Raw genomic sequence first — 23,326 nt, 5'->3', positions numbered from 1 at the left:
ACACCCCACGGCCGCCCCCTTCCGGGGCGGCCACAGCTGTTTAACCACGAATTCCATCCCGGGCGGCGCATAGCGAAGAATCGCTATAACCCAACCACTACCGAAGGATGATGTCCGTGGCCGTGACGGGGGACTGGCCCGTTGAAACAAACCCCGATACATTGGCCTGCGGGTGTTTGATGATGTCGGTGACGGAACCCAGGTGCCGGGAGAGATCGACCTTGTCCTCGGGAGCCGCCAGCAGCAGCTGGAAACCAAACTCCTGCAGCGCGTTGATGCCTGCGCCAGCGTATTCGGAGTTGGCTTGAATAAAGGCCTCGTCAATCATGACAGTGCCGTACGTGCTGTACCCCTGGATGTCGATGCCAAGCTGATATGCCAGGGCGGCGCCCATGATGAACGAGGTGAACCGCTGCCCCTCGCCACCTGAAAGGGTTCCCGGCTCCAGGCCGACCTCGACCTCGCCGTTGGGGCGGTGCTCGTTGCAGCTGATGGTCACATGCTGCCTGACGTCAAGGACGGTGTCGGCCCAGTGGGCCAGGGCGGGGTCTGCCAAGGCATTGACGAGGCGTTCAAGCTGCAAGTAGCTCGCGGCCATCGTCTCCTCGGTTGCCTTCGTGTAGGCATTGCCCAGTGCGTCCTTGAGCTCAAGCCTGAAGGCCCTGGCCTCCTCGGGAATCGTGGTCTTCACTTCCAGCCGCAGGCGGCTGCCCTTCTCGAACGGCACATCCGCAAGGATCTGGTTCAGCGGCAGGATGCGCTCCTCGATGGAGCGGCGTTCCTCCTCCAGCAACTGCAGGAGGTCGGAAAAACGCTCGTAGGACCGGTTGTTGAAGTACTCCCTAAACTCGTCCTGGCGCTGCGGCAGGCCGTCGGAAACAATGCGCTCAAATAAGTCAACATAATGCGGTGCCGCATCGGCGCCCGTACCGTGGCTGGCGCTCATGGTGGGCCCGAACTGGCGGGCGAACGCCTTAAAGATGTCGCCCAGGGCGCCTTCGGTGCGGAAAATGCGTTCCTTGAAGGTGGCAATGCGCTCACCCAGATCAACAGCGACGCCACTCAGCAGCACCTCAAGCTCATCCAGGGAGGCGGGCTCGCCGTCGGCAAGGTACGGGGCAAACGCCTCAAGCGCCCAACCCTGCGCCTGCGCGCTGTCCTCATTTCCGGCCATGACGGCGCGAACATTGACGAGGTCCCGGTCAATCCCGGACAGGTCGTGGTGGAGCACTGCCACGCGGCCAACGGCGGCCTCGAGGTCGGCATTGGCCTCGGCCAGGGAGACTCGCAGCTGGGCAAGGGTGGCGCTGCCGGCGATGGTCTGTTCCAAGGCGGCTTGCAGCTGTTCCAGCTGTGCGGCAGGACCCGCCGAGTCCAAGTCCTCGAAGGGGCGGGTGTCCGCTGCGATCCGCTTCAGCGCGGCAAGGCGGCGTGCCGACTGTTCCTTGGCAAGGGTGCTCACGGTCGCTGCGGTCGCCGACTCCGCATGCTCGTCGGCCAACGCCTGGGCCTGCTCCTCCAACTGCGCAATCTTGGCAACGTTGTTGAAGCCTAGCAGGTAGTCGGCGGGGTTGATGGAGCGGGTGTCGCGCTCAAATACGGCGGCGCTGAGTTTCACCGTGCCCGCCCGCGACAGTGCCTTGGGGTGGTCATGGAGGGCTGTTTCTTCCTCCACACAGGTGAAGGCGAAATCACCGGTGACCTTTTCGCGCAGCCAGGATCCGGCGTCGGAATCGTGGAAGTCGAGTTTCGTTGCGAGGTGGTTTTTGCCGGCTTTGGCTGGTCGCGCCGGCACGCCGAGGTTGATCCAGCGCAGCTTGCCCAGTCCGTCGAGGCCGTCGATGGCGGAGGTGACTGCGGCAATGTCCGCGCTGCGGACCAGCAGTGTCGTTGCCAGCGAACGCAGCACCTTTTCGGCCGCCGGACGCCACGCGCCGTGGCCGCTGCCAATGTCCACGAGTTCCCCGGCGAACGGCATGTCCTCGGGTGTGAGGCCCGTCGCTGCACAAATGGCGCGGCGGGCGGTGGCACTGCGTGAGTCAATGTTGGATCCGCGGCGCTGGTACGACTCGATTTCCGACCGCAGCGCCTTCTCCTGCGCCTTCAGGTTCACGCTCGCTGCCACGGCCTGGTACTCGCGGGTCCGTGCCGATTCGGTCTCCGCCAGCTGCAGTTCGACGCCGGACGCGGCCTCAGCACGCGCGGCCGCAAGTCCCTGCGTGCTCCAGTGGTGCACTAGTCCGGCGCTGGCAAGGTCGTCCTGCATGCCGGCTTCCACGCGCTGGCGCTCGGCCAGTTCACGCCTGCCGCTACGGATGTCCTTTTCCAGGCCCTCGATGGCCCGCCCGCCGTGGTTGGCGTGTTGTTCGGACAGGGCTGCTACCTGCTCGGCCACGGCATCCTTGGCCACCGTTGCGGCTTCAATTTCCTGCTGCTTGTGCTGCCGTGCCTCCCCGAGTGCCACGGCCTTCGCGGCGAGGAGCTCTGCCTGGAACTGCCCGCGCAGCAGGGGAAGCTGAATGTTTTTTAGCTCGACCGTGCGGGAATGTGAAGCTGTGAGTTCACGCAATTTTTCATGCAGTTCAGGGACGGGGGCAAGGGCGTCGCGCTGGCCGCGGGCATCCTCGAGCTGGCGGTGGATGCCGCTCAGGTGATTGAAGTCCTCGATGGCGTCCGCGGCTGCCGTCAGCGTTGCCGGTTTGTCCAGCACCTCGTAGCGGAAGAATCGGTTGACGCCCTTGTCCAGGCCCTTGCCGTTTTGCAGAGTGCGCAGCAGGCTGAACGCCTTGTCGTTGTGGATGCCCAGCTTGCGCCTGAAGCGTTCGGCGAATGTCCTGTGCACGTCGAAGGCCTCGGCGCCGGGCAGGGCAGCATGCAGGGACGACGGCGAAAAGCGGCGGCTCCCGTGCTTCTCCAATGCCTCGGTGTCCAGTGGCTTGTCGTGGATGACGTAGTGCTTGCCGACCTGCCCCTCAAGTCCGTTGGCCGGGAGGTCGAACAATGCCGCAATGGTGACGTGGCGTCCCAGGCCGTCCTCGAAGACAAGGGCCATTGCCGACCATGTGGCGCTGGGGCGCTGGTACTCAATGCCGCTTGCGGTCTTGATCTTGCGACCACGCATGTAGCTGAACGTGGTGCGGCGGTCCTTGCGGTTTGACGCCTCGTGCGCGGACTCGTTCAGGCGCGGCGCCGCATAGAAAATGTGCTGGATGCCGTCGAAGAGGGTGGACTTGCCCACGCCGGGATGCCCGGTGAGCAGAGTTCCTGCCCTGTCGACGTACATGCTGTGGCGGCCGTGGAACGTGCCCCAGTTGATGATCTGGATCCGGCTCAGCCGGAACTGGCCGGGGTTGATTTCCTCCCCGATGGGCAAGGTGGTGGCAATGCTCATAGGAAGGCCTCCTGCGCGGCGTCGTCGTTGGATTCGGTGTCGAGGGATTCGTTGGGTTCGCTCTTGTCCAGGGCGGCAAGGTAGGCCGGGATTTGTTCGATCGAGTCGAAGGGCAGCGCGAGGGCCAGGGCGTTGCTCACCCTGTACTCGGTGGGAAGTTCGGTGGGCAGGATCAGCTTCAGGTTAAGCAGCCTGGCCAGTGCGGCATCCGTCTGCTCGTCGAGGCGCTTGTCGTCAACGTTGCCTGGCTGGCGGTGCTCGGCCAGGATCTCACGAGCCCCGGCACGGGAAATGCTGACGTCGGTTCCGGTCCCGGCATGGCGGTCAAGCAGCACGCGCAGGCGCAGGGCCAGTAGTGTTTCCTCGCGGCGCAGCGGCTTCCTGGCCACGATCGGCTGCGTGTGCACGGCGTCAATGCCGGCGGGGGACAGCAGCGCAATCTTGCGTTCCGAATCGATGGTGAGCAGCAGGAAAATCTCGCTGAGGTACTGCTGCAGCGACACCGCGTGGTTCAGGATGGTTGTCCACAGCGCGGGCTCGGACGCGCCGTCGATATAGGGTCCGCGCAGCAGCCGCACCAATGCCTGGCGCAATTCCAGCGGAAAAGAGCCGGTGTCGCCGTCGAACAGTGACCGCTCGGTGCCGCCCGGGCGCTGCTCGGCGGTGGGTTGGAGGGTGGTGCTCATTGCGGGGTGTCCTTTGTGAAGGTGAACAGCGGGACGCGGGCCGTGCGCGTGGTCCCGTCAATCTGGGTGAAGGTCAGCGTTTCAGTGCGCTGCGGGTCAATGCTGTCGCCGGACCCGCGCGCGGCGAGGATCAGGCCGCGGATGGTGTTGATGTGGTGAAGTTCGTCCGGCAGGCTCGCATAGACATCGCTCAGGGTTGCCGAGCCGTTGCGGGTTTCCCTTGCGCGGTCGACGGCGGCCTGCAGCGCCGGCATGTCGGGTGCCGGTGTGACGGGCGTGCGGTGGATGTCAGCGCCACTCAGTGCGGGCGGTGCGGCCAGCTTGGGCGGCGGGACGTGGTCCTCGGGGTTGAAGATTCCCATCCCCGCGAGCGTTTCAAAGTCGGGGGAGTACAGCATTGGTCCGACGACTGCCGTACGGGAACCCAGCGGCGCCGCTGCCACGGCCTGCTCGGCGGCGTGGATGGCCTTGCGCAGCAGGACGGATTCCCTGAACTCGGCGGATTGCACATAGGCGTGCAGGCTTTCGGACAGGCGCCCGTAAATGGCGTGCACGTCGCCGGCCTGGCGGCGCATCTCGCGCAGCAGGGAAGCCAGGTTAGCGCGTTCCTCGCTTGTGAGCTTGTCGGTGAAGCCCCGTTCAAGGACCTCGTTGACCGACTGCCGGAAGCGCGCCTGCTGGCGGGGATCGTTCAGGAACTCGGTGAACCCCTGGAAGGTCTCGCCCTCCGGGGTGCCGCGCAGGGCCCTGTCGCCGGCGAGCACCTGGCCCACGGCAACGCCCTTCGTCACTGAGGACTCCATAATTTCCTGACGGATCGAGTGCAGCATGGACTCGACGCCGTCGCGCATGCGCTTGAAATCGGCGGGCAGGCTGGCGGCCAGGTCAAGGACGCTGCGGGTTGCCGCAACCGCGGAATCGTCGGAGAGCACAGCGGGGTTGGCGCCGCTTTTCAATGCGGCAATCTCGCCTTGCCGATCGGCAATCTCGGCCTCGAGGGCCGCAATGCGGGAATCCGGGTTCGGGTCGCTTTGCAGGGAGAGTGTTTCGATGCTTCTCAGCAGCGTGCTCAGCCTTGAGCTGTTGAGATTGGTGCGGCTGCCCGTGAGCGTGTCAACGAAGGCCAGGACCCGCGCCGTTGCGGCTGTTGGTTCGTAGTGGAACTTCCCATCCACCATTGGCCGGGCCAGGAACTGGCTGCGCACCCAGGAGTCGGCGTAGTTGGAGGCCTGCCAGGCCTCGTTCAGGCTCAGGTTCTCCCCGCGCAGTTCCTTCATGAAGTCTGCAAGGTCGGCGTGGAACGCTTCAAGCGGCACACGCTGTTTCGTGGCAGTGAACTCGGCCCTGAGGAAGGCGACAGTCCAGGGCGCGCCCTGCAGCAGCTTCCAGGCCGGGCTGTGCCGCAATTGTTTTTGCGCGTGCCACTGCGCAACGGCGTGGTCGGTGGAGCGCATGGCGGGGCCTTTCGGCAACGGGGGCGGGGTTCATTCCATTTTAAGGCATCGCGGGTCAGGGAACCCGGCGTCCGGCGTGTGGTGAGAGTTACGCACAGGGGTGACTGTCCGGCGTCGTGCCTGCGGTAAGATGGATAAGTCTGTGCTGGCGCCGGGTCCACTCATTGAGTGATTCGCACCAGACGGGCAATGCAAATGAACCTCCTGTTACGGAAATGCCGTAACCGCCTAGACCAAAGGAGGTGGGTTCACATATGCGTCCTTACGAACTGATGGTAATCATCGACCCCGATGTTGATGAGCGTACCGTTGAGCCGTCGCTTCAGAAGTTCCTCAATGTCATCACCAACGATGGTGGAACCATCGAAAAGGTTGACATCTGGGGCCGTCGTCGACTGGCTTACGACATCCAGAAGAAGTCTGAAGGTATCTACGCAGTGGTGAACTTCACCGCTGAGCCTGCTACCGCTCAGGAACTTGACCGCGTTCTTGGCCTCAACGAGACCATCCTGCGCACCAAGATCACCCGTCCGGAAGAGCAGAAAGTAGTAGCCGAGTAATTTCGGTTCACTCACTTTAAATCTTTCATTGTAGGAAAACACCAAGCAGGAAGCAGGAGCAGATGGCAGGCGAAACCACTATCACGGTCATTGGTAATCTCACCGGTGATCCCGAACTTCGGTTTACCCCGAGCGGTTCAGCAGTAGCGAACTTCACCATTGCGTCGACTCCGCGGACCTTGGACCGCCAGTCCAACGAGTGGAAGGACGGCGAAACGCTGTTCCTCCGTGCCTCGATCTGGCGTGAAGCGGCTGAGAACGTTGCCGAGTCCCTGACAAAGGGAACCCGCGTGATTGTTTCGGGCCGGCTGAAGTCGCGGACCTACGACACCAAAGAAGGCGAAAAGCGCACCGTCATGGAGCTTGAGGTCGACGAGATCGGCCCCTCGCTGCGCTATGCCAATGCCAAGGTCAACCGCACCCAGCGCTCCGGCGGTCAGGGTGGGGGCAACTTCGGTGGCGGCAATGGCGGCCAGGGCGGAAACTTCGGCGGCTCCAACGCCGGCGGAGGGCAAGGCGGCTTCGGCGGCGGCCAGCAGGGCGGCGGAAACGCTCCCTGGGGCGGCGGCCAGCAGCAGCAATCCGCACCGGCAGCTGATCCCTGGGCAACGCCCGGTGGCGGCTCCTCCGGTGGCTGGGGCGCAGGCCCGGACAACTCCGAGCCTCCCTTCTAAAGCGCTGTGCGCGACACATCGCGCATGGTACTTAAAAAACGTTTTACAAATGTGCGGCAACCGCCGTACGCACTCCATCCCGCGGATTAATATCCACGGGCTCCACGAATACTAAGGAGCTCCACGATGGCTAAGGCTGAACTCCGTAAGCCCAAACCAAAGTCCAACCCCTTGAAGGCCGCTGACATCACTGTCATCGACTACAAGGACGTAGCATTGCTGCGCAAGTTCATCTCTGACCGTGGAAAGATCCGTGCACGTCGTGTCACGGGTGTTACCGTTCAGGAGCAGCGCAAGATCGCACAGGCAATCAAGAATGCCCGCGAAGTTGCCTTGCTGCCCTACTCCGGCGCTGGCCGCGGTTAAGGGAGATAAATAAACATGGCAAAGCTCATTTTGACCCACGAAGTAAGCGGCCTCGGTGCCGCTGGCGACATCGTTGAGGTAAAGAACGGTTACGCACGTAACTTCCTTCTGCCCCGCGGCTTCGCTCTCACCTGGTCCAAGGGTGGCGAGAAGCAGGTTGAAGCCATCAAGGCTGCCCGCATCGCCCACGCGCACGCTTCAGTTGAAGCTGCACAGGCACAGGCTGCCGCCCTTCAGGCCAGCGTTGTTGTCCTGAAGGTCAAGGCAGGCGACTCAGGTCGTCTGTTCGGCACCGTCAAGGCTGACGACGTTGCAAAGGCTGTTGCCGCTGCAGGTCTGGGAACCATTGACAAGCGCAAGGTTGAACTGCCCGCCCACATCAAGACGGTTGGCAAGCACACTGCGACACTTCGTTTGCACGAAGGCGTCTCAGCTGTCATCACCCTGAACGTTGTTGCAGGCTAATACCCGCTTCACGCTTCAAAAAAAGTCCGACCCCCTTTTTGGGAGTTGGGCTTTTTTTGGTTAATCCTTCTGTTTCTTCGATTGCAGCGACTGAATGTCAGCGGTGGTGAAATGCCTATAGGCCATGTCGATGAGCTGGCGAAGGACGTCCTGGTCCACGTCGGTCAGTTTGTTGATGTAAATACAGGCGGTCCCCGTCTTGACCTTTCCGAGCGTCTCCAGCAGCGGTGCGGCATCCTGCGGGTAGGTGAGTCCGTAAACCACGAGGTTGGCCTTCCTCGGTGAAAATCCGACGGCGGCCGCGTCACCCTCGCGTCCCGAGGCGTACTTGTAGTGGTATTCGCCGAAGCCGATGATGCTCGGCCCCCACATGCGCGGCTCCTCGCCGGTAATTTCCCGCATCATCTCCACCAACGCACGGGCGTCGCCGCGGCGCGTTGAGGTGATGTCAACGGTGCTGATGAAGTCAAGCGGGTCAACCCGCGTAGGCACTGTCTTGTTGGATGTTTTCGTGGCCTTCCCGGCGTCGGAAGCGTTTCCCATGATGTGTCTCCTCGTCGTTCGGTTTAGCTTAGCGCCAACGGATTTCGAGCGCAGGGGAGGTGGCTATTAGAAGCGCTAAGCCGGGTGTTACTGAACCCGTGGACGCTTAGACATCGGATGCATTACTGTGGATTTCGTCACTTTGTTATCCATATCTCGCCGTGCGTCCAGGGCCGTGACGCGGCCAATGGGCGCGTCACGGATGTCACCTCATTCGAGGGCCAGCGGGTCGCCTGAGGTGAATTTGTGGCCGGCGAGCACCCCTGCGAGAGCCGGCACTGCGAGACCTGCGGGAGCCGCGGCGTCGGACCCCGCAGTGGCTCCGTCAGCGTGTGATCTGCCCGCGACGGGCACCGGCGGGCTGGCCCTGTCCATGGTTCTCGACCTGTCAGTCCTTGCGGTCGGTGTGTTCATGGTCATGAGGTCGCGAAGGAAGTACATGCCCAAGCGCGCATAGGGTGGCATGACGCAGCGCACATGAGTCGCCCGGGATATCCACAGATGGGAATATATCTGTGGATATCCCGGGCGCTACTTGTGTTTAAGCGTGGAGTCAAGCTATGGGTTCGAAGCGCGGCGCGCCGGGAAAAATGTATTTCTCCACAGGGGGTGGACAGTGTTTGCGCAGGTCAGAGCCGCGATTGTGAGCAACTCCTCAGCTTATCCACATGCTTGTCCCCATCCTGTGCACAAGCAGGGGCGTTTAATCCACCGGTTATCCACAGGGTAGGTGGACAACGGGGTTGGTGGATGCCCCTCCACCGTCTAACGTTGCAATTGACCTCTCCGCAACGACAACTTTGTCGGTACCAGCTGGCAAGGAGCAGTCGCACCAGGAATGGCACCGCCAGCAGGCGGTGAAGGGCCCGGCCAGCAGGGCAGAAAGAGGGCACCAAACATGTCGGCTCCAGCCAAGGAATCAGCAAAAACTTCCCACGAACCGGACTTCGCCCGGACCCCGCCACAGGATCTCGTGGCCGAACAAAGTGTCCTCGGCGGCATGATGCTCTCCAAAGATGCGATCGCCGACGTCGTTGAGGTTTTGCGCGGAAACGATTTCTACCGGCCCGCGCACGAGAGCATCTACGTGGCCATCCTTGATCTCTACGGCCGCGGCGAACCCGCCGACGCCGTCACCATCGCCGACGAGCTGACCAAGCGCGGTGAGATCACCAAAATTGGTGGCGCCGCCTACCTGCACCAACTGATCCAGTCAGTGCCAACTGCCGCCAACGCCGGTTTCTATGCCGAGATTGTTGCCGAGCGGGCCGTGCTGCGCCGGCTCGTCACCGCCGGAACCAAGATCGTCCAGATGGGTTACGCCCAGGACGGTGAGGTTGAAGACACCGTCAACGCCGCGCAGGCCGAGATCTTTGCCGTGGCCGAGCGCCGCACCACCGAGGACTATGTGCTCCTGAAGGACGTCATGGAAGCCACGGTGGATGAAATTGAGGCGTCCGGGCACAAGGGCGAAGGCATGACAGGGGTACCCACAGGCTTTTACGAGTTCGACGACCTGACCAACGGCCTACACCCGGGCCAGATGATTGTTATCGCCGCCCGCCCCGCCGTGGGCAAGTCAACGTTCGCCCTTGACTGGGCGCGCTCGGCTGCGATCGACCACAACATGGCCACCGTGGTGTTTTCGCTGGAAATGGGCCGGAACGAAATTGCCATGCGCCTGCTCTCGGCCGAGGCCACCATCAGCCTGCAGGACCTCCGCAAGGGAACCGTCAAGGACGACCAGTGGTCGAAGATCGCAACGACCATGGGCAGGATGAACGAAGCCCCGCTGTTCATCGATGATTCCCCCAACATGTCCCTGATGGAAATCCGAGCCAAGTGCCGACGCCTCAAGCAGCAGCACGACCTGAAACTTGTCATCCTTGACTACCTCCAGCTGATGTCCTCCGGCAAGCGCGTGGAATCGCGCCAGCAGGAAGTCTCCGAGTTCTCCCGAGCCCTAAAGCTGCTGGCCAAGGAACTGCAGGTTCCAGTGGTGGCGTTGTCGCAGCTGAACCGTGGATCCGAGCAGCGCACCGACAAGAAGCCGATGGTTTCGGACCTTCGTGAATCCGGTTCCATTGAGCAGGATGCGGACATGGTGATCCTGCTGCATCGTGAAGACATCTACGACAAGGAATCAGCCCGCGCTGGGGAGGCCGACGTGATTGTGGCCAAGCACCGTAACGGCCCGACCAAGACCATCGTTGTCGGCTTCCAGGGCCACTATTCACGCTTTGCCAACATGGCAAACGACGGCGGTGGCGGGGGCTACTAGCCGCCCCGGCCACCTGCCCGCCCCTCCCGATATAATTGAGCCATGCCCAAAACAGTGACGCGGAACGCTGGTCCCGGATCCGCCGGCCGGCCAACGGTCAACCAGTCAACGGCCAACCAGTCAACGGCCAGGGCAATCCGGGCACTGGCCATACCGGCCTTTGGTGCACTTATTGCCGAGCCGTTGTTCCTCCTGGCCGACTCGTCCATTGTGGGCCACCTTGGTGTTTCGCAGCTGGCAGGTGTTGGCTTGGCCGCCACGGTCCTGCAAACCATTGTGGGACTTATGGTGTTCCTGGCATACTCCACCACCCCCGCCGTCGCCCGTCTTTTGGGGGCGGGCCGGCATGCCGATGCCCTCGCGGTGGGGCGCGACGGCCTGTGGCTGGCAGCAGTCCTGGGCCTGTTGCTTGCGGTCGCGGGCATATTTTGCGGCAGTGGAATCCTCCGCGCCATGGGTGCCGATGGCGAGGTTCTCGGGTATGCCCGCGAGTACTTCACGATCAGCCTCGCCGGCATTCCCGCCATGCTGCTTGTGATGGCCGCAATGGGCGTCTTGCGTGGCCTGCAGGACACTAGGACACCCCTGGTCGTGGCCACTGCAGGGTTCGCCGTCAACATAGCCATGAACGTCGCCTTTGTCTACGGGCTGGGGATGTCGGTGGCGGGCGCCGCGCTTGGCACTGTGATCGCACAGTGGGGAATGGCGGTTGTGTACCTCGTCATCGTCGTCCGCGCGACCCGCCGTTACGGCGTCGGGCTGCGCCCCGACTGGGCCGGAGTCCGGGCCGTTTCCCGGGTTGGCAGCTGGCTGATGGTGCGGACCCTGTCGCTGCGCGCGGCCATCCTTGTCACAGTCGTCATTGTAACGGCACAGGGCCCCATAAACCTTGCTGCACACCAGCTGGCCATGACGCTTTTCGTCTTCCTCGCGTTCGCCCTCGATGCACTTGCAATCGCAGCCCAGGCCCTTGTGGGCAAGGAACTCGGCGCGGGCAACATCCTGGGGGTGCGGGCGTTGACGTGCACCATGACCAGATGGGGCCTCGGCTTTGGGGTGGTGACGGGGATCGCACTCGCCGCGGTGTCCGGCGTCGTGGGTTGGATTTTCACGACCGACCCGGGCGTCCATGCCGCACTAACGGCCGCCCTGCTCGTCATGGCGGTGGGCCAGCCGTTGGCCGGCTACGTCTTTGTGCTCGACGGCGTCCTCATTGGTGCGGGGGACGCCCGCTACCTTGCCTTGGCCGGCCTGGCCAACCTTGTGGTCTACGTGCCGCTGCTCATGTGGGTCTCGCGCGTGGGCTTCGGCGACACCCGCGCCGGGCTTTTCTGGGTCTGGGTGGCGTTCAGTATTGGCTACATGGGTGCGCGCGGGCTCACGCTGGGGCTGCGTGCCCGTACGGGCCGTTGGATGCAGGTCGGCGCAACGGGCGGCCGCGGCTAGACTTGATGTGTGAGTGAAACCGCCATTCCCCAGCCAGCCAATGCCCGCACCGCCGCATCCGCGAGCCCCGTGCTGTGGCAAACAATCCTGTTGCGCGCCTTGGCCACATTGGCTTTTGGCCTCGTCACGGTCTTTTGGGCGGAACCTGGCACCATTGGCCTGTGTGTCGCCTTCACCATCTACCTCCTGGCGCTGGCTGCCACCCAGTTCCTGACCGTGCGTGCCCTGGACCTGCCCCGCGGCGATGCCCGCAGGCTGGCACTCCTTGGCGCCACGGGCCTGCTGGCCATGAGCGCCGTCGTCGTGGCCATTTCGGTCAGCGCCTTGGTCTCGGCCTGGTTCTGTGCGGCCGCGCTGGCAGCGCTGGGCGTGGCCGAGCTTTTCTCGGCGCGGCACAAGTCCTCCGATGGCGGCAGGACGCCACTGCGCAGCGACTGGAGCATCTCCGCCGTCCTGGGCCTTGGCACGGGGCTGTTGCTGCCGTTCTTCGTCTCGGCCGGCCCTCACGGGATCATGGGCGTCGCGGGCGGTGGAGCCTTGATGTCGGGCGCACTGTGGATGTTGTCGGCGCTCACGCTGCGCCATGATGCCGCCAAGTCAAAAGCCCAGTAAACTAAACACCATATGTTCTACTTTGCGTAGAAACGCGTGGTGCGCGCAACACCAAACAAGTCAAAGGACCAATTGTGGGCAGTGTAGAGCCGCAGAACCCGAAGCCAGGCAGTTCCATCAAGTTCCCCCTCAGCTTCTCCTTCGCCATGGGCGCAGTGGCCGGCCTTGTCACCCTCGTGGTATCGGCCGGGGGCACGAAGCATGGACTTCGCTGGGACCTTGGCGGCGTAGCTTTTGGCATCGCCTTCGTGGCAACCCTGCTTGTCGCATCCCTGCTGGTCATGGGCCACAAGGAAAATGATCCCCACCTGAGCGAGGGATCCGGCGTCAATCTCAGGTCCTCGGACCGCATGGCACAGGACAAGGCTGATGCCGCAGCGAAGGCTGCCTTGGACGCGGACAAGACCGAGGGCGACACCGCCTGACCCCTTCCGTGCCCCTCCCGCTTCGCCACCTGTGGCGCGCCCGGCCGTGTGCCGACTGCCGCAGCCGCCCGCGCTAGCCCCGCAAGCCCGCCAGGGTGCCTTGGATACGCGCAAAGATCGCCGCATCCACATCAATTCCATGCCGCTTGAGCACCATGACGGCGGCACCCACCACGCCGTCCCCGACCAAAACGGGCGACACAACCGACCCGGCTGACGCGGCCAGTCGGTCCACCACGCCGGCCGCAACCGATCCTCCCTTGGTGAGCACACTGCCGCCAAAAACAAGCGGCGGGGCCCCCGCCTCCCCGGTTACCGCGCCTCCCGCCTCACCGACCTCGGCCGTCCGGCTGACAGCCAGCAGGGTCCTCGCCAGGGCGTCTGCCGCGCGCTCGATGATGTCCTTGGCAACGGCGTCGTCCTTGACGGCAAAGACCATCGGCGCAAAGCGCGAGACCTCAATGGAGCTGCGCTCATACACCTTGAGGATCAGCTGCTGTTGGGTGCGAAAACGTCCCTGACTGCGCGTGCCCGGATCATCGGCGATGCCAAGCTCGGTCAGGACCAGCGCCGTGAGTGCGGTGGCCCGGCCGCGGCCGTCGAGCGCCGACGCGACGGCGCGCGCGACCTCGCGGCCCAGCCAAAATCCGGATCCCTCATCACCCAGGAGCCAGCCCGTTCCATCGGCAACTTCGGCGAGCCTGCTGCCACTGATGCGCGCACCAACGGCGCCGGTCCCAGCTATCAAGGCACGCCCATCGTCCTGATAGGTTCCCGAGTAAAAGGCCGCCAATAAATCAGATTCAATCACGACCTCTCCGATGAGTCCGAGCGAAATAAAGCGGGGACCGTACAAATGTGACGGCAGTTCCAGTGATGCGCCCGCCATGGCAACAAGCGCCCCGGAGAGGGTTCGCGGGACGTCGCCAAGGGCCTCCCTTGAGGCCTCGCAAAGAGCGTCTAAAGCAGGCTCAAATCCCCTAGAAACCGGGTTTCCGCCCCCAGCCGTACCATACCCCAGGCAGTGTCCGGCGGAGTCCAAAATGACCGCCCTGGTGGACGTGCCGCCGGCATCAATTGCAAGGAAATTGAGCATCGTTACCATTCTGTGTCTGATGTGTGACTTGACTTACATTGGGCATGATAATAGTTTTCATTACGTAGCCCCCTAAAAGAAACGGATTTTCAGATGTCAGTCTTCACGTCCCCTCCCGCAGCTGCAACGGCTGCCGGCGTCGTGAACCGCATTCAGGCAAAGCTACCTGATATGCCGGCTGCCATGGCCAAAATCGGTTCGTTCCTGTTGGAGAACCCGCAGGCGCCGCTTGAACTGTCAATCATGGAGCTGGCGGAAAAGACGAAAACGTCCCCCGCTACCGTGACGCGCTTCTGCCGCCTGCTTGGTTACGCCGGATTTGTCCCGTTCAGGGTCAGCATTGCCTCGGACCTGGGGCGCAGTGACGCCAGGGAGTCATGGAAGGCTGACATCGGGCGCGCGTTTGGCCCCGATGACTCCGCGCGTGATGTGCTCAGCACGCTTGTCAATGCCCACACGCGGTCGCTGGAGGAAACGGCGGCCATCATGGACCTGGCGTTGATGAACAAGATTGCCCGCCGGATTGCCATGAGCAACCACGTGGACATCTACGGCATTGGTGGCAGCGCCGTCATGGCCAAGGAGCTGCAGTCACGCCTGTACCGGATTGGCATCAACGCCCACCACTGGTCTGAAGTCCATGCGGGCCTGACAAGTGCGGCCATTCAGGACTCGAATTCCGTGGCCATCGGCATTTCAAACACGGGCCGCACGGAGGAGACTCTGCAAATGCTCCGTGAGGCAGGCGAGGCGGGCGCCCTCACCGTGGCCTTGAGCAACAACCCCGGATCCCCGTTGGCCGACAGCGCCGACGCGTCCATCATCACTTCCGTCCACGAGCAGTTCCTGCAGCCGGATGACCTTTCCGCCAAGCACGTGCAGCTGCTCGTCATTGACTTAATTTATTTACTGGTCGCCCAGGTGAACTTTGCCCAGACCACATCAAAACTTGCGGCCTCAGCCATGGCCGTTTCCCCGCACAGGCGCCCGACTCGGACCGCACGTGCCGATGCCAGCGCCCACAGGGCCCCGCGAAACCCAGGAAAGGGCGAGGTTCATGCCTGATTCAATGACAATTTTTGGTTTGGAAGTTTCCGCACGACTTGACGCAATCACGGCATGGGCTGTTGCCGGCGGTCTCGATGAGGCTGCAAACGCCATGGCCGACGCGCTTGACGCCGGTGGTGTCATCCAGGCGTTCGGCACGGGTCACTCGGAGGCTTTTGCCATGGAGATTTCCGGCCGCGCCGGCGGGTTGATCCCCACGAGCAAGATTGCCCTGCGCGACCTGGTGCTGCACGGCGACCGCGACGTTGCGGTACTTGACTCCCTTGAAGGCTCAGTTCTGGAGCGCGAGACCGGCGTCGCCGAGGAGCTTTTCCAGCTGTCGCTCGTTGACCCCCGAGATATTTTCATCATCGCCTCGAACTCCGGCGTGAACGGTTCCATCGTTGGCCTGGCCCTTGCCGCCAAGGAACGTGGACATACGGTCATTGCCGTCACAAGCCTCGAACACACCAATGCTGTCGAAACAAAACACCCTTCTGGGATGCGTCTCAGTGAGATTGCAGATATTGTTATCGATAACAGGGCGCCGTTTGGCGACACAACCCTGGAAGTTTCCGGCGGGGGAGGTGTTGGTGCCGTCTCATCGATCACTGGTGCATACATTGCACAGTTGCTCACGATTGAGACGGTTCAATGCCTGGTCCGTGCGGGGAAGAAACCGCCCATTTATATTTCGGCAAATATCCCGGGCGGGGACGAACACAATACCGCACTGGTGGGCCAGTATGCTGGCCGGCTCAGGCGTGAGGCGTGATTCCAGCAGCTCAGTAGTTGACGTAAGCTACAGCGCGAGAAGTCAGCCGAGTGAGTTGCAGTGAAACGCAGTGAATGTACAAAGTAGTACCGATTTAGCGCTCGTATCATCAATGGAAGGCAGTACAAAGAATGAGTATTCAGAACAAGCCGCTGCAGCGCCGTGGATTCCTTCGCGGAGCACTGGCCACCGCCGTACTTTTGCCCTTGGGTGGAGCCCTGGCTTCCTGCGCAGGCGGCAGTGACACCACCACCAGCGCTGCTCCCGGCGGCGAAGTGGATCCCACCAAGAACCCGTTTGGTGTAGCCAAGACCGGCAAGCTCGACGCGGTAATCTTCAAGGGCGGCTACGGCATCGACTACGTCGACTTTGCTGGCAAGATCTTCTCCAAGAACTTCCCCGAAGTGACGGTTTCCATCAACCCGTCAACCGACATCGCCCAGGAACTGCAGCCCCGCTTCGTCGGTGGCAACCCGCCGGACCTGATCGACAACTCCGGCGCAAAGTCCATCGGTTTCAGCACCATCCTGGACCAGCTCGAGGACCTCAAGTCGGTTGTTGACGCCAACAACCTCGAAGGCACCAAGATTGCTGACACCCTGTTCGCAGGCGTGCTGGCGCCGGGCACCTTCGACGGCAAGCTCGCCGCCATCAACTACGTGCTGACCGTTTACGCATGGTGGTACTCCGCAAGCCTGTTCAAGACGAACAACTGGACCGTTCCCACCACGTGGGACGAAGCATACGACCTCGGCGTCAAGGCCAAGGCCGCGGGCAAGTACCTGTTCGTCTGGGGCAAGGAAGCCGCAACGTACTACCAGACCATGGCCATCGAATCAGCCATCAAGGAAGGCGGCGACGAAGTTCGCCTGTCACTTGAAAACCTGAAGCCCGACTGCTGGTCACAGCCCGCCGTCCAGAGCGTCTTCACCGCCATGGAAAAGATCGTCAAGGCCGGAATGTTCGCTCCCGGTGGCGCCGGCACCGTCTTCACCGCAGCGCAGGCGCAGTGGTCCAACGATCAGAAGGCCCTGCTGTACCCGTCAGGCTCGTGGATCGAAAACGAGATGAAGGACCAGACCAAGGCCGGCTTCGAAATGACTGGCGCTCCCGTGCCGGTTGTCTCCGCCAGCCCGAAGATCCCCCAGACGGGTGTACGTTCAGCAGGTGGCGAGCCTTTCGTTGTCCCCAGCAAGGGTGCGAACATTGCTGCTGGCAAGGAATTGCTCCGCACCATGCTTTCCAAGGAAGCAGCAACCAACTTCGCCAAGGAAAAGTTGGCGCCCACTGTCGTCAAGGGCACCGTTCCCGCCGACGGCTTCGGCTCCACCGCACTGGTCTCACAGACCTCCATGTTGGAGAAGGCCGGCAAGGACATCTTCACCTGGAACTTCGTTGACACTTACGGCATGAACAACGACCAGCTTGTCCCGTGGAACTCCTTCCTCGACGGCAAGCTCGATGTTGCAGGCCTCACCAAGGCGCTGCAGGAAATCACCGACAAGGTTGCAAACGACTCCTCGGTCAAGAAGATTGCAGTGAAGTGACTCAAGTAACAAACAAAGTGAAGTCGGGCAGTGGCGTCATCGCCGCTGCCCGGCGGCGCCGGAAAAAACTGACATTCGACAAGGTCAGCTTCATGGCAGTCTTCCTTGGACTGCCCTTGGTGATCTATCTGGTCTTTGTAATCTCGCCTTTTGCTCAGGCCGTTTACTACTCCATGACCAGCTGGAGTGGCTACGACAATAAGATGCCGTTTGTCGGCTTCGGTAACTACGTCAAGCTCTTCAACGATGACATCTTCATGATTTCGGTACGCAACAGCATTACCCTGGCGGTATTCCTGCCTATCGTCACTGTGATCCTGTCCCTGGTGCTGGCAACGTTGGTCACCATCGGCGGCAGCAGCCGCGGGCAGATCAAGGGCCTGAAGGGCTCCGGTTTCTACCGTGTCATCTCCTTCTTCCCCTACGTGATCCCGGCAGTTGTCATCGGCATCATTTGGCAGCAGATCTTCAACCCCAGCAACGGTTTGCTCAACGGCATCCTGACAAGCATTGGCATCAATGCCGCCCAGGACTACGCCTGGCTGGGTGATTCACGCACGGCCATGATCGCCTCGATGTTCGTCATTGTGTGGGGCTTTGTGGGCTTCTACATGATCCTATTCATCGCAGCCATCAAGGGCATTCCCGCCGAGACGTTTGAGGCAGCCCGCATTGACGGCGCCGGCCGTTTCCGCACGGCCGTCAGCATCACGATCCCGCTGATTCGCGACAACATCCAGACGGCCTACGTCTACATGGGTATTTTGGCCCTCGACGCCTTCGTCTACATGTCGGTTCTGAACTCCACTGGTGGCCCCGGCAACTCAACCCTCGTCATGTCCCAGAAGCTCTTCACCACGGCATTCTCCAAGGGCCAGTTCGGCCTGGCTTGTGCCATGGGCGTGGTCTTGGCAGCTATTACCTTGATCTTCTCGGCACTGGTATTCCTGGTGAACCGTTGGACCGGCGGCAGCAAGGATGTGTCTGAATAATGTCTATTAATCTTTCAAAGAAGCATTCCGCATCCGGGCATGTCGAGCGCAAGGCGCAAGATACCCAGGGGGATAAGGTTGTTGCGGGCGTATCCCACGTCATGCTCAGCCTGTGGGCCCTGCTGGTGCTGATTCCGCTTGGCTGGACCCTGATGTCGTCCTTCAAGACGACGTCTGAAATTTTTGCTTCACCGTTCTCACTCCCGGCTGACTGGAAGTTTGAGAACTACGTCAATGCGTGGAACACGGCCGGTATTGGCTCATACTTCTTCAACACAGTTATCGTGGTGGGCTTTGCGCTCGTCATTGTGATGGTGCTGGGCGCCATGTGTGCCTACGTTTTGGCCCGCTACGTGTTCCCCGGCTCGCGTGCCATCTACTACCTGATGCTCGCAGGCCTGACGTTCCCGATCTTCCTGGCAATCGTGCCCTTGTTCTTCATCCTGAAGAACATGGGTCTGTTGAACACGTTGCCCGGTTTGATCATTGTCTACGTTGCGTTCGCGCTTCCGTTCACCGTGTTCTTCCTCTTCTCCTTCTTCAAGGCGCTCCCGAGCGAAATTGCCGAGGCTGCACAGATTGACGGCGCCGGTGAATGGCGGACCTTCTTCCAAGTCATGCTGCCCATGGCCAAGCCGGGCATGGCTTCGGTGGCGATCTTCAACTTCCTGGGTTTGTGGAACCAGTACCTGATCCCCGTCGCCATCAATACCAACCCAAAGAACTACGTGCTGTCGCAGGGCATTGCGGCCTACGCCGGCCAGCAGGGTTACGCGGTGGACTTCGGCTCGCTGTTTGCAGCGGCGATCATCGTTGTTGTTCCCGTGCTGATCATGTACATCCTGTTCCAGCGCCAGCTCCAGGGCTCGGTGTCCGCGGGAACCATGAAGTAAAGGTTTACTTCCCTCATTCGAACGTACAGATGATGGCAGTGTTTGACTCAAACATTGCCATCACCTGTACGTTCGATTTATTTACGGGCTGATTGACGACGCCGGTACGCGGCCACGTGGGCACGGTTGCCGCAGTTGCCGGTGTCGCAATACCGGCGGGAACGGTTTTTGGAAAGGTCGACCAGCACCGCATCGCAGTCGGGGGCCGCGCAAACCTTGAGCCGGGGCAGTTCCTTGCCCCGGATGACATCCACCAGGGCCATGGCCGCCTCAACGCCCATGCGTTGGGCCAGGGGTGCGGCAGGCGCTGTTGCGTGCAGGTGCCAGTCCCATTGGTCGTGCCTGACCAGTTGCGGCAGGGCATCGGCGCGGGCCAGCAGGGCGTTGACCATGGCGACGGCAGTGTCCTCGCCCGCCGTGAAGATGGTGCGCAATTCGCCGCGCATGTCCCGCGCCGCAGCCACCTCGGCGGCCGAATGTTCCCGTGAGCCGGTGAATTGTTCCTGTCTCACAAAGAGGTCAAGGTCGGCGACGGTTTCCAACGAATCGGTCCCCGTTACGTTCCCTCCCGCGTCGACGTCCAGGGGTGCGGTGTTGATGAGATTGACGGCGGATTGCAGGGCCACCTCGGTGTCATGACTAAAGACCACATTGACTCCTGACATTGCGCGGGCGTAATGTCATTAGTCTAACGCCTATCACTGCTGACATATGGATGCCTATGACCTCGCCAAAAGCCAATTTCGCCGCGCCCGCCGCCGGGCGGCGCCCTGCTATGGCTTCGCCCGCCCTCCTGCTCGCCTTTGTGTCCGCCGCGGCATTTGCCTTGTCGGGGTCCTTCGCCAAGTCACTTTTTGACGTTGGCTGGTCCCCCGGCGCGGCCGTGGCAGTGCGCATTGGCGGCGCCGCCGTCGTACTTCTTGTTCCCGTCATCATCTCGTTGGTGCGCAATTGGCGGGATGTGAAGGGTTCGCTGGGGCGGATTGCCATCTACGGCGTGGTGCCGATTGCGCTGTGCCAGTTGTTCTTCTTCAACGCCGTCCAGCACCTTTCGGTGGGCGTGGCGCTACTGCTTGAGTACCTCTCGCCCGTGCTGCTGGTTGCCTGGGCCTGGATCATGACGCGGCAGCGGCCCCGGCTGCTGACAATCGCCGGTGCCGTCAGTGCGATGGCCGGACTGGTGCTTGTGCTTGATTTGGTGGGAGGCCAGAAGGTCAGCGTTGAGGGCATTCTGTGGGGGCTTGCCGCGGCGGTGTGCTCGGCCGTGTACTTTGTGATGTCGGCCCGCAAAGGTGACAACGTGCCGCCGATCCTCATGGCGGGGGGCGGCATGGCCGTCGGTGCCGTGATGATCATCGGGCTCGGCGTGGTGGGTGCGCTGCCCATGGCCTTCTCCTTCGACAGCCCCGTTTTTGCCGGGCATCAGGTGTCCTGGCTGGTTCCCGTGCTTGGCCTTGTGCTCCTCACCACCGTATTCGCCTACGTTGTGGGGATTGTTGCAACGCGGGGGCTTGGGTCGAAGGTTGCATCCTTCGTCGCCCTGTTTGAGGTGCTATTTGCCGTGGTCTGGGCATGGATCCTGCTGGGCGAACTGCCGCGGCTGGTGCAGCTGCTTGGCGGTCTGTTCATTATGTTTGGCGTTGTCATGGTCCGACTTGACGAGCTTCGCGGGCCCGTCCGGAGGGGACCGGGATACGTTGTAGACCTTGGCGCATCTCCATCAAGCCAGGGCGATCAGACGGGGCCATTTCTGGAGGGGCTAGCTGCCAAAGCGCCGCAATCGCAGCGAGTTGGCGACCACCAGGACTGAGCTGGCGGCCATCGCGGCCCCGGCGATCATGGGGTTGAGCAGTCCAAGGGCTGCCACCGGGATGCCGATCGCATTGTAGAAGAACGCCCAAAACAGGTTCGTTTTGATGGTGCCAAGTGTTTTCCGCGAGAGGGCAATGGCCGTGGCGACCTGGCCGAGGTCGTTGCCCATGACCGTCAGGTCCGCTGCCTCAATGGCGACGTCGGTGCCCGATCCCATGGCGATGCCCAGATCCGCCTGTGCCAGCGCTGCAGCGTCGTTGACGCCGTCGCCGGCCATGGCGACAGTGGCCCCTGCCGCCTGCAACTTCCTGACCGCCTCGACCTTGCCTTCGGGCAGGACGTCGGCGAACACATCTTCCGGTGCGATGCCAACGGTTGCAGCAACCTGGGCCGCAACAGCCGCGTTGTCGCCGGTGAGCAGGATGGGCCGCAGGCCCAGTCCCTTCAGCGTGGCAATGGCCGCCACGGAACCGGCCTTGATGGTGTCCTTGAGGGCGATCAGCCCGGCAGCCTTGCCGTCAACCGCGACCCAGATGGCGGTGGTGCCGCGCTGTTGCTGGATGAGCAGGGCTGCGCGGTCGGAGGCGGAAGGCTCGACGCCGTTTTCCTCCAGCCACCCTGCTCGGCCGGCCAGCACCGTGTGTCCCTCAATCACGGCACGCACGCCGCCGCCGGGGGAGGAGCTGAACTCCGCAACCTCTGGCAGCTCTCCGCGGGTGCGGGCATACTCCGCGATCGCGTGGGCAATGGGATGCTCGCTGTGGGATTCCACTGCCCCGGCAAGACGCAACACCTCGGCCTCGGGCAGTTGGGTGAGGCGGACGACGTCCACCACTCCGAGCCTGCCCTCGGTGACGGTGCCCGTCTTGTCCAGCAGGATGGTGTCCACCGTGCGGGTGTCCTCAAGGACCTGCGGGCCCTTGATCAGGATGCCCAGCTGGGCCGCTCTGCCGGTTCCTGTCAGCAGGCCTACCGGTGTGGCAAGGCCCAGTGCGCAGGGGCAGGCGATGATCAAAACGGCGACGGCGGCCGTGAAGGCACCCTGGATGTCGCCGCTGAAAACCAGCCACAGCGCGAAGGTCAGCACGGCGATGACGAGCACGATCGGCACGAAAACTGCACTGATCCTGTCCGCGAGCCGGGCGATGGGGGCCTTGCCTGCCTGTGCGGCGCTGACGAGCCTGCCCATCTGGGCGAGCGTAGTCTCGGCTCCGACGCGGGTGGCCCGCACCAGCAGGCGGCCGGAGGTGTTAATCGTCGCGCCGGTGACGGCGTCATCGACTGTGACATCCACGGGCAGGGATTCGCCCGTGATCAGTGATGTGTCAACGGCGGATGTGCCGTCTGTGACGATGCCGTCGGTGGCGATCTTTTCGCCGGGTCGGACCACGAAGATCTCATCGACTTCGAGCGCGGACGCCGGGATCTTGACCTCGACGCCGTCACGGAGCACAGTGGCTTCCTTGGCACCAAGGCTCAACAGCGCCTTGAGGGCGTCGCCGGCCTTCGCCTTCGCCTTCGCCTCGAGGTAACGGCCAAGCAGCAGGAACGTCACGACGACGGCGGACACCTCAAAGTAGAGTGGCGCGTGCCCTTTCATGTCGGAGCCTTGTGCTGTCAGCATCGGATCCATGAACATGGTGACGGTCGAAAACAGGAATGCGGCGCTAACACCGATCGACACCAGCGTGTCCATGGTGGAGGCGAAGTGCCTGGCGTTGATGGCGGCCGCCCGGTGGAACGGCCAGGCCGACCACGTCACCACCGGCAGCGTCAGGGCACCAACGGCCCAGCCCCATTGCGGGAACTGCAGGGCCGGGAACATGGAGATCAGGAAGACCGGGATGGTCAGGATTGCGGCGAGGGTGAGGCGCGGGCGCAGAGTGTCGGTGGTGCCGCCGTGGTCTACCGGTGCGGCAGCGCTGTCCTGCGCGGCACCTGGGTGCGGGCCGTGCGCCGAGCGGGGGTCGACGTCGTGCGTTGGAGTTGGTGCGGGGAGCGGGGGATTCTTCAGCCGCGCCGTGTATCCGGTGGCCTTGACGGTGTCGAGGATTTGCTGGTCGGTGATGCCGGCGGGAACCGTGACCTGGGCCGACTCGAGCGGGAGGTTCACGGACGCGCTGACGCCGTCGAGTTTGCCCAGTTTGCGCTCAACCCGGCCGACGCACGAGGCGCAGGTCATGCCTTCGATGTCGATCTCGACCAGGCGGGGACCGGTTGTGGCGGTGGGGGACGAAATGCCTGAGGCGCTCATGGCGCTC

At 62.6% G+C, this 23,326-nt stretch carries 22 protein-coding genes; 14 read left to right on the top strand and 8 right to left on the bottom strand.

All coding sequences use genetic code 11. The annotated features are described in order from the left end of the window. Window positions 1–97: 97 nt before the first annotated feature. The 3 genes from AAGW05_RS08795 to AAGW05_RS08785 are packed head-to-tail and all read right to left on the bottom strand — an operon-like array spanning window position 98 to window position 5,531. Window positions 98–3,391, bottom strand: coding sequence for an ATP-binding protein (locus tag AAGW05_RS08795; protein ID WP_411804125.1), 3,294 nt, complete (start codon window positions 3,389–3,391; stop codon window positions 98–100). Further along, window positions 3,388–4,077, bottom strand: coding sequence for a DUF4194 domain-containing protein (locus tag AAGW05_RS08790; RefSeq protein ID WP_411804124.1), 690 nt, complete (start codon window positions 4,075–4,077; stop codon window positions 3,388–3,390). Before AAGW05_RS08790 ends, AAGW05_RS08795 begins: the two co-directional genes overlap by 4 nt. Further along, window positions 4,074–5,531 carry a DUF3375 domain-containing protein gene (locus tag AAGW05_RS08785; protein WP_411804123.1) on the bottom strand — a complete coding sequence of 486 codons (1,458 nt, stop codon included), beginning with the start codon at window positions 5,529–5,531 and terminating at the stop codon, window positions 4,074–4,076. Before AAGW05_RS08785 ends, AAGW05_RS08790 begins: the two co-directional genes overlap by 4 nt. Window positions 5,532–5,785: 254 nt before the next feature. Here AAGW05_RS08785 and rpsF point away from each other — a divergent pair, with 254 nt between their 5' ends. The 4 genes from rpsF (at window position 5,786) to rplI (ending at window position 7,596) form a co-directional block, all read left to right on the top strand. Beyond that, the gene (gene rpsF, locus AAGW05_RS08780; RefSeq protein ID WP_103467154.1) at window positions 5,786–6,091 is read left to right on the top strand and encodes a 30S ribosomal protein S6; all 306 of its coding nucleotides are present in this window, start codon (window positions 5,786–5,788) and stop codon (window positions 6,089–6,091) included. A gap of 62 nt (window positions 6,092–6,153) precedes the next feature. Next, the gene (locus AAGW05_RS08775) at window positions 6,154–6,765 is read left to right on the top strand and encodes a single-stranded DNA-binding protein (RefSeq protein ID WP_411804122.1); all 612 of its coding nucleotides are present in this window, start codon (window positions 6,154–6,156) and stop codon (window positions 6,763–6,765) included. Window positions 6,766–6,891: 126 nt separating this feature from the next. Then, on the top strand, window positions 6,892–7,131 hold the full coding sequence (gene rpsR / locus AAGW05_RS08770; RefSeq protein ID WP_003800144.1) for a 30S ribosomal protein S18: 240 nt from the start codon (window positions 6,892–6,894) through the stop codon (window positions 7,129–7,131). A gap of 15 nt (window positions 7,132–7,146) precedes the next feature. Further along, on the top strand, window positions 7,147–7,596 hold the full coding sequence (rplI, locus tag AAGW05_RS08765) for a 50S ribosomal protein L9 (RefSeq protein WP_411804121.1): 450 nt from the start codon (window positions 7,147–7,149) through the stop codon (window positions 7,594–7,596). Between the two features lie 60 nt (window positions 7,597–7,656). On the opposite strand, the gene AAGW05_RS08760 is transcribed toward rplI, so the two are convergent. Beyond that, complete coding sequence (locus AAGW05_RS08760; RefSeq protein WP_411804120.1) at window positions 7,657–8,139, bottom strand: DUF1801 domain-containing protein; 483 nt, start codon at window positions 8,137–8,139, stop codon at window positions 7,657–7,659. A gap of 210 nt (window positions 8,140–8,349) precedes the next feature. Continuing rightward, on the bottom strand, window positions 8,350–8,604 hold the full coding sequence (locus AAGW05_RS08755; RefSeq protein WP_411804119.1) for a hypothetical protein: 255 nt from the start codon (window positions 8,602–8,604) through the stop codon (window positions 8,350–8,352). Between the two features lie 433 nt (window positions 8,605–9,037). On the opposite strand from AAGW05_RS08755, the gene dnaB reads away from it, so the two are divergent. From dnaB to AAGW05_RS08735, 4 genes are all read left to right on the top strand, one after another. Continuing rightward, window positions 9,038–10,420 (top strand): replicative DNA helicase, encoded by a 1,383-nt coding sequence (dnaB, locus tag AAGW05_RS08750; protein WP_411804118.1) that lies wholly within the window; start codon window positions 9,038–9,040, stop codon window positions 10,418–10,420. Between the two features lie 42 nt (window positions 10,421–10,462). Next, on the top strand, window positions 10,463–11,866 hold the full coding sequence (locus AAGW05_RS08745; RefSeq protein ID WP_411804117.1) for an MATE family efflux transporter: 1,404 nt from the start codon (window positions 10,463–10,465) through the stop codon (window positions 11,864–11,866). 9 nt (window positions 11,867–11,875) lie between these two features. Next, entirely contained in the window at window positions 11,876–12,478 is a 603-nt protein-coding gene (locus AAGW05_RS08740; protein WP_411804116.1) for a hypothetical protein, read from the top strand. Between the two features lie 74 nt (window positions 12,479–12,552). Next, on the top strand, window positions 12,553–12,903 hold the full coding sequence (locus tag AAGW05_RS08735; protein ID WP_411804115.1) for a hypothetical protein: 351 nt from the start codon (window positions 12,553–12,555) through the stop codon (window positions 12,901–12,903). Between the two features lie 73 nt (window positions 12,904–12,976). Here AAGW05_RS08735 and AAGW05_RS08730 read toward each other — a convergent pair whose 3' ends face one another. After that, window positions 12,977–13,999, bottom strand: coding sequence for an N-acetylglucosamine kinase (locus tag AAGW05_RS08730; protein ID WP_411804114.1), 1,023 nt, complete (start codon window positions 13,997–13,999; stop codon window positions 12,977–12,979). Window positions 14,000–14,092: 93 nt separating this feature from the next. On the opposite strand from AAGW05_RS08730, the gene AAGW05_RS08725 reads away from it, so the two are divergent. The 5 genes from AAGW05_RS08725 (at window position 14,093) to AAGW05_RS08705 (ending at window position 19,253) form a co-directional block, all read left to right on the top strand. Continuing rightward, the gene (locus tag AAGW05_RS08725) at window positions 14,093–15,064 is read left to right on the top strand and encodes a MurR/RpiR family transcriptional regulator (RefSeq protein ID WP_411804113.1); all 972 of its coding nucleotides are present in this window, start codon (window positions 14,093–14,095) and stop codon (window positions 15,062–15,064) included. Next, on the top strand, window positions 15,057–15,821 hold the full coding sequence (locus AAGW05_RS08720; RefSeq protein ID WP_411804112.1) for a sugar isomerase domain-containing protein: 765 nt from the start codon (window positions 15,057–15,059) through the stop codon (window positions 15,819–15,821). Before AAGW05_RS08725 ends, AAGW05_RS08720 begins: the two co-directional genes overlap by 8 nt. A 131-nt stretch (window positions 15,822–15,952) precedes the next feature. After that, window positions 15,953–17,368 carry an N-acetylglucosamine/diacetylchitobiose ABC transporter substrate-binding protein gene (gene ngcE / locus AAGW05_RS08715; RefSeq protein ID WP_411804111.1) on the top strand — a complete coding sequence of 472 codons (1,416 nt, stop codon included), beginning with the start codon at window positions 15,953–15,955 and terminating at the stop codon, window positions 17,366–17,368. A 92-nt stretch (window positions 17,369–17,460) separates the two neighbouring features. After that, entirely contained in the window at window positions 17,461–18,360 is a 900-nt protein-coding gene (locus tag AAGW05_RS08710; protein ID WP_411804132.1) for a carbohydrate ABC transporter permease, read from the top strand. 101 nt (window positions 18,361–18,461) lie between these two features. Then, the gene (locus AAGW05_RS08705) at window positions 18,462–19,253 is read left to right on the top strand and encodes a carbohydrate ABC transporter permease (RefSeq protein ID WP_411804131.1); all 792 of its coding nucleotides are present in this window, start codon (window positions 18,462–18,464) and stop codon (window positions 19,251–19,253) included. 77 nt (window positions 19,254–19,330) lie between these two features. Here AAGW05_RS08705 and AAGW05_RS08700 read toward each other — a convergent pair whose 3' ends face one another. Beyond that, window positions 19,331–19,903, bottom strand: coding sequence for a CGNR zinc finger domain-containing protein (locus tag AAGW05_RS08700; RefSeq protein ID WP_411804130.1), 573 nt, complete (start codon window positions 19,901–19,903; stop codon window positions 19,331–19,333). Window positions 19,904–19,974: 71 nt separating this feature from the next. On the opposite strand from AAGW05_RS08700, the gene AAGW05_RS08695 reads away from it, so the two are divergent. Continuing rightward, a complete protein-coding gene (locus tag AAGW05_RS08695) occupies window positions 19,975–21,063 on the top strand; it encodes an EamA family transporter (RefSeq protein WP_411804110.1) in 1,089 nt (362 codons plus the stop codon). On the opposite strand, the gene AAGW05_RS08690 is transcribed toward AAGW05_RS08695, so the two are convergent. Further along, the gene (locus AAGW05_RS08690) at window positions 21,013–23,319 is read right to left on the bottom strand and encodes a heavy metal translocating P-type ATPase (protein ID WP_411804109.1); all 2,307 of its coding nucleotides are present in this window, start codon (window positions 23,317–23,319) and stop codon (window positions 21,013–21,015) included. The two genes, AAGW05_RS08695 and AAGW05_RS08690, sit on opposite strands and share 51 nt — an antisense overlap. Window positions 23,320–23,326: the final 7 nt, after the last annotated feature.

The organism is Arthrobacter sp. LAPM80 (assembly GCF_046736435.1).
In the GTDB taxonomy this organism is placed as follows: Bacteria; Actinomycetota; Actinomycetes; order Actinomycetales; family Micrococcaceae; genus Specibacter.
Note: the sequence above shows the minus strand (reverse complement) of the source record. Positions and strands in the feature narration are given on the sequence as shown.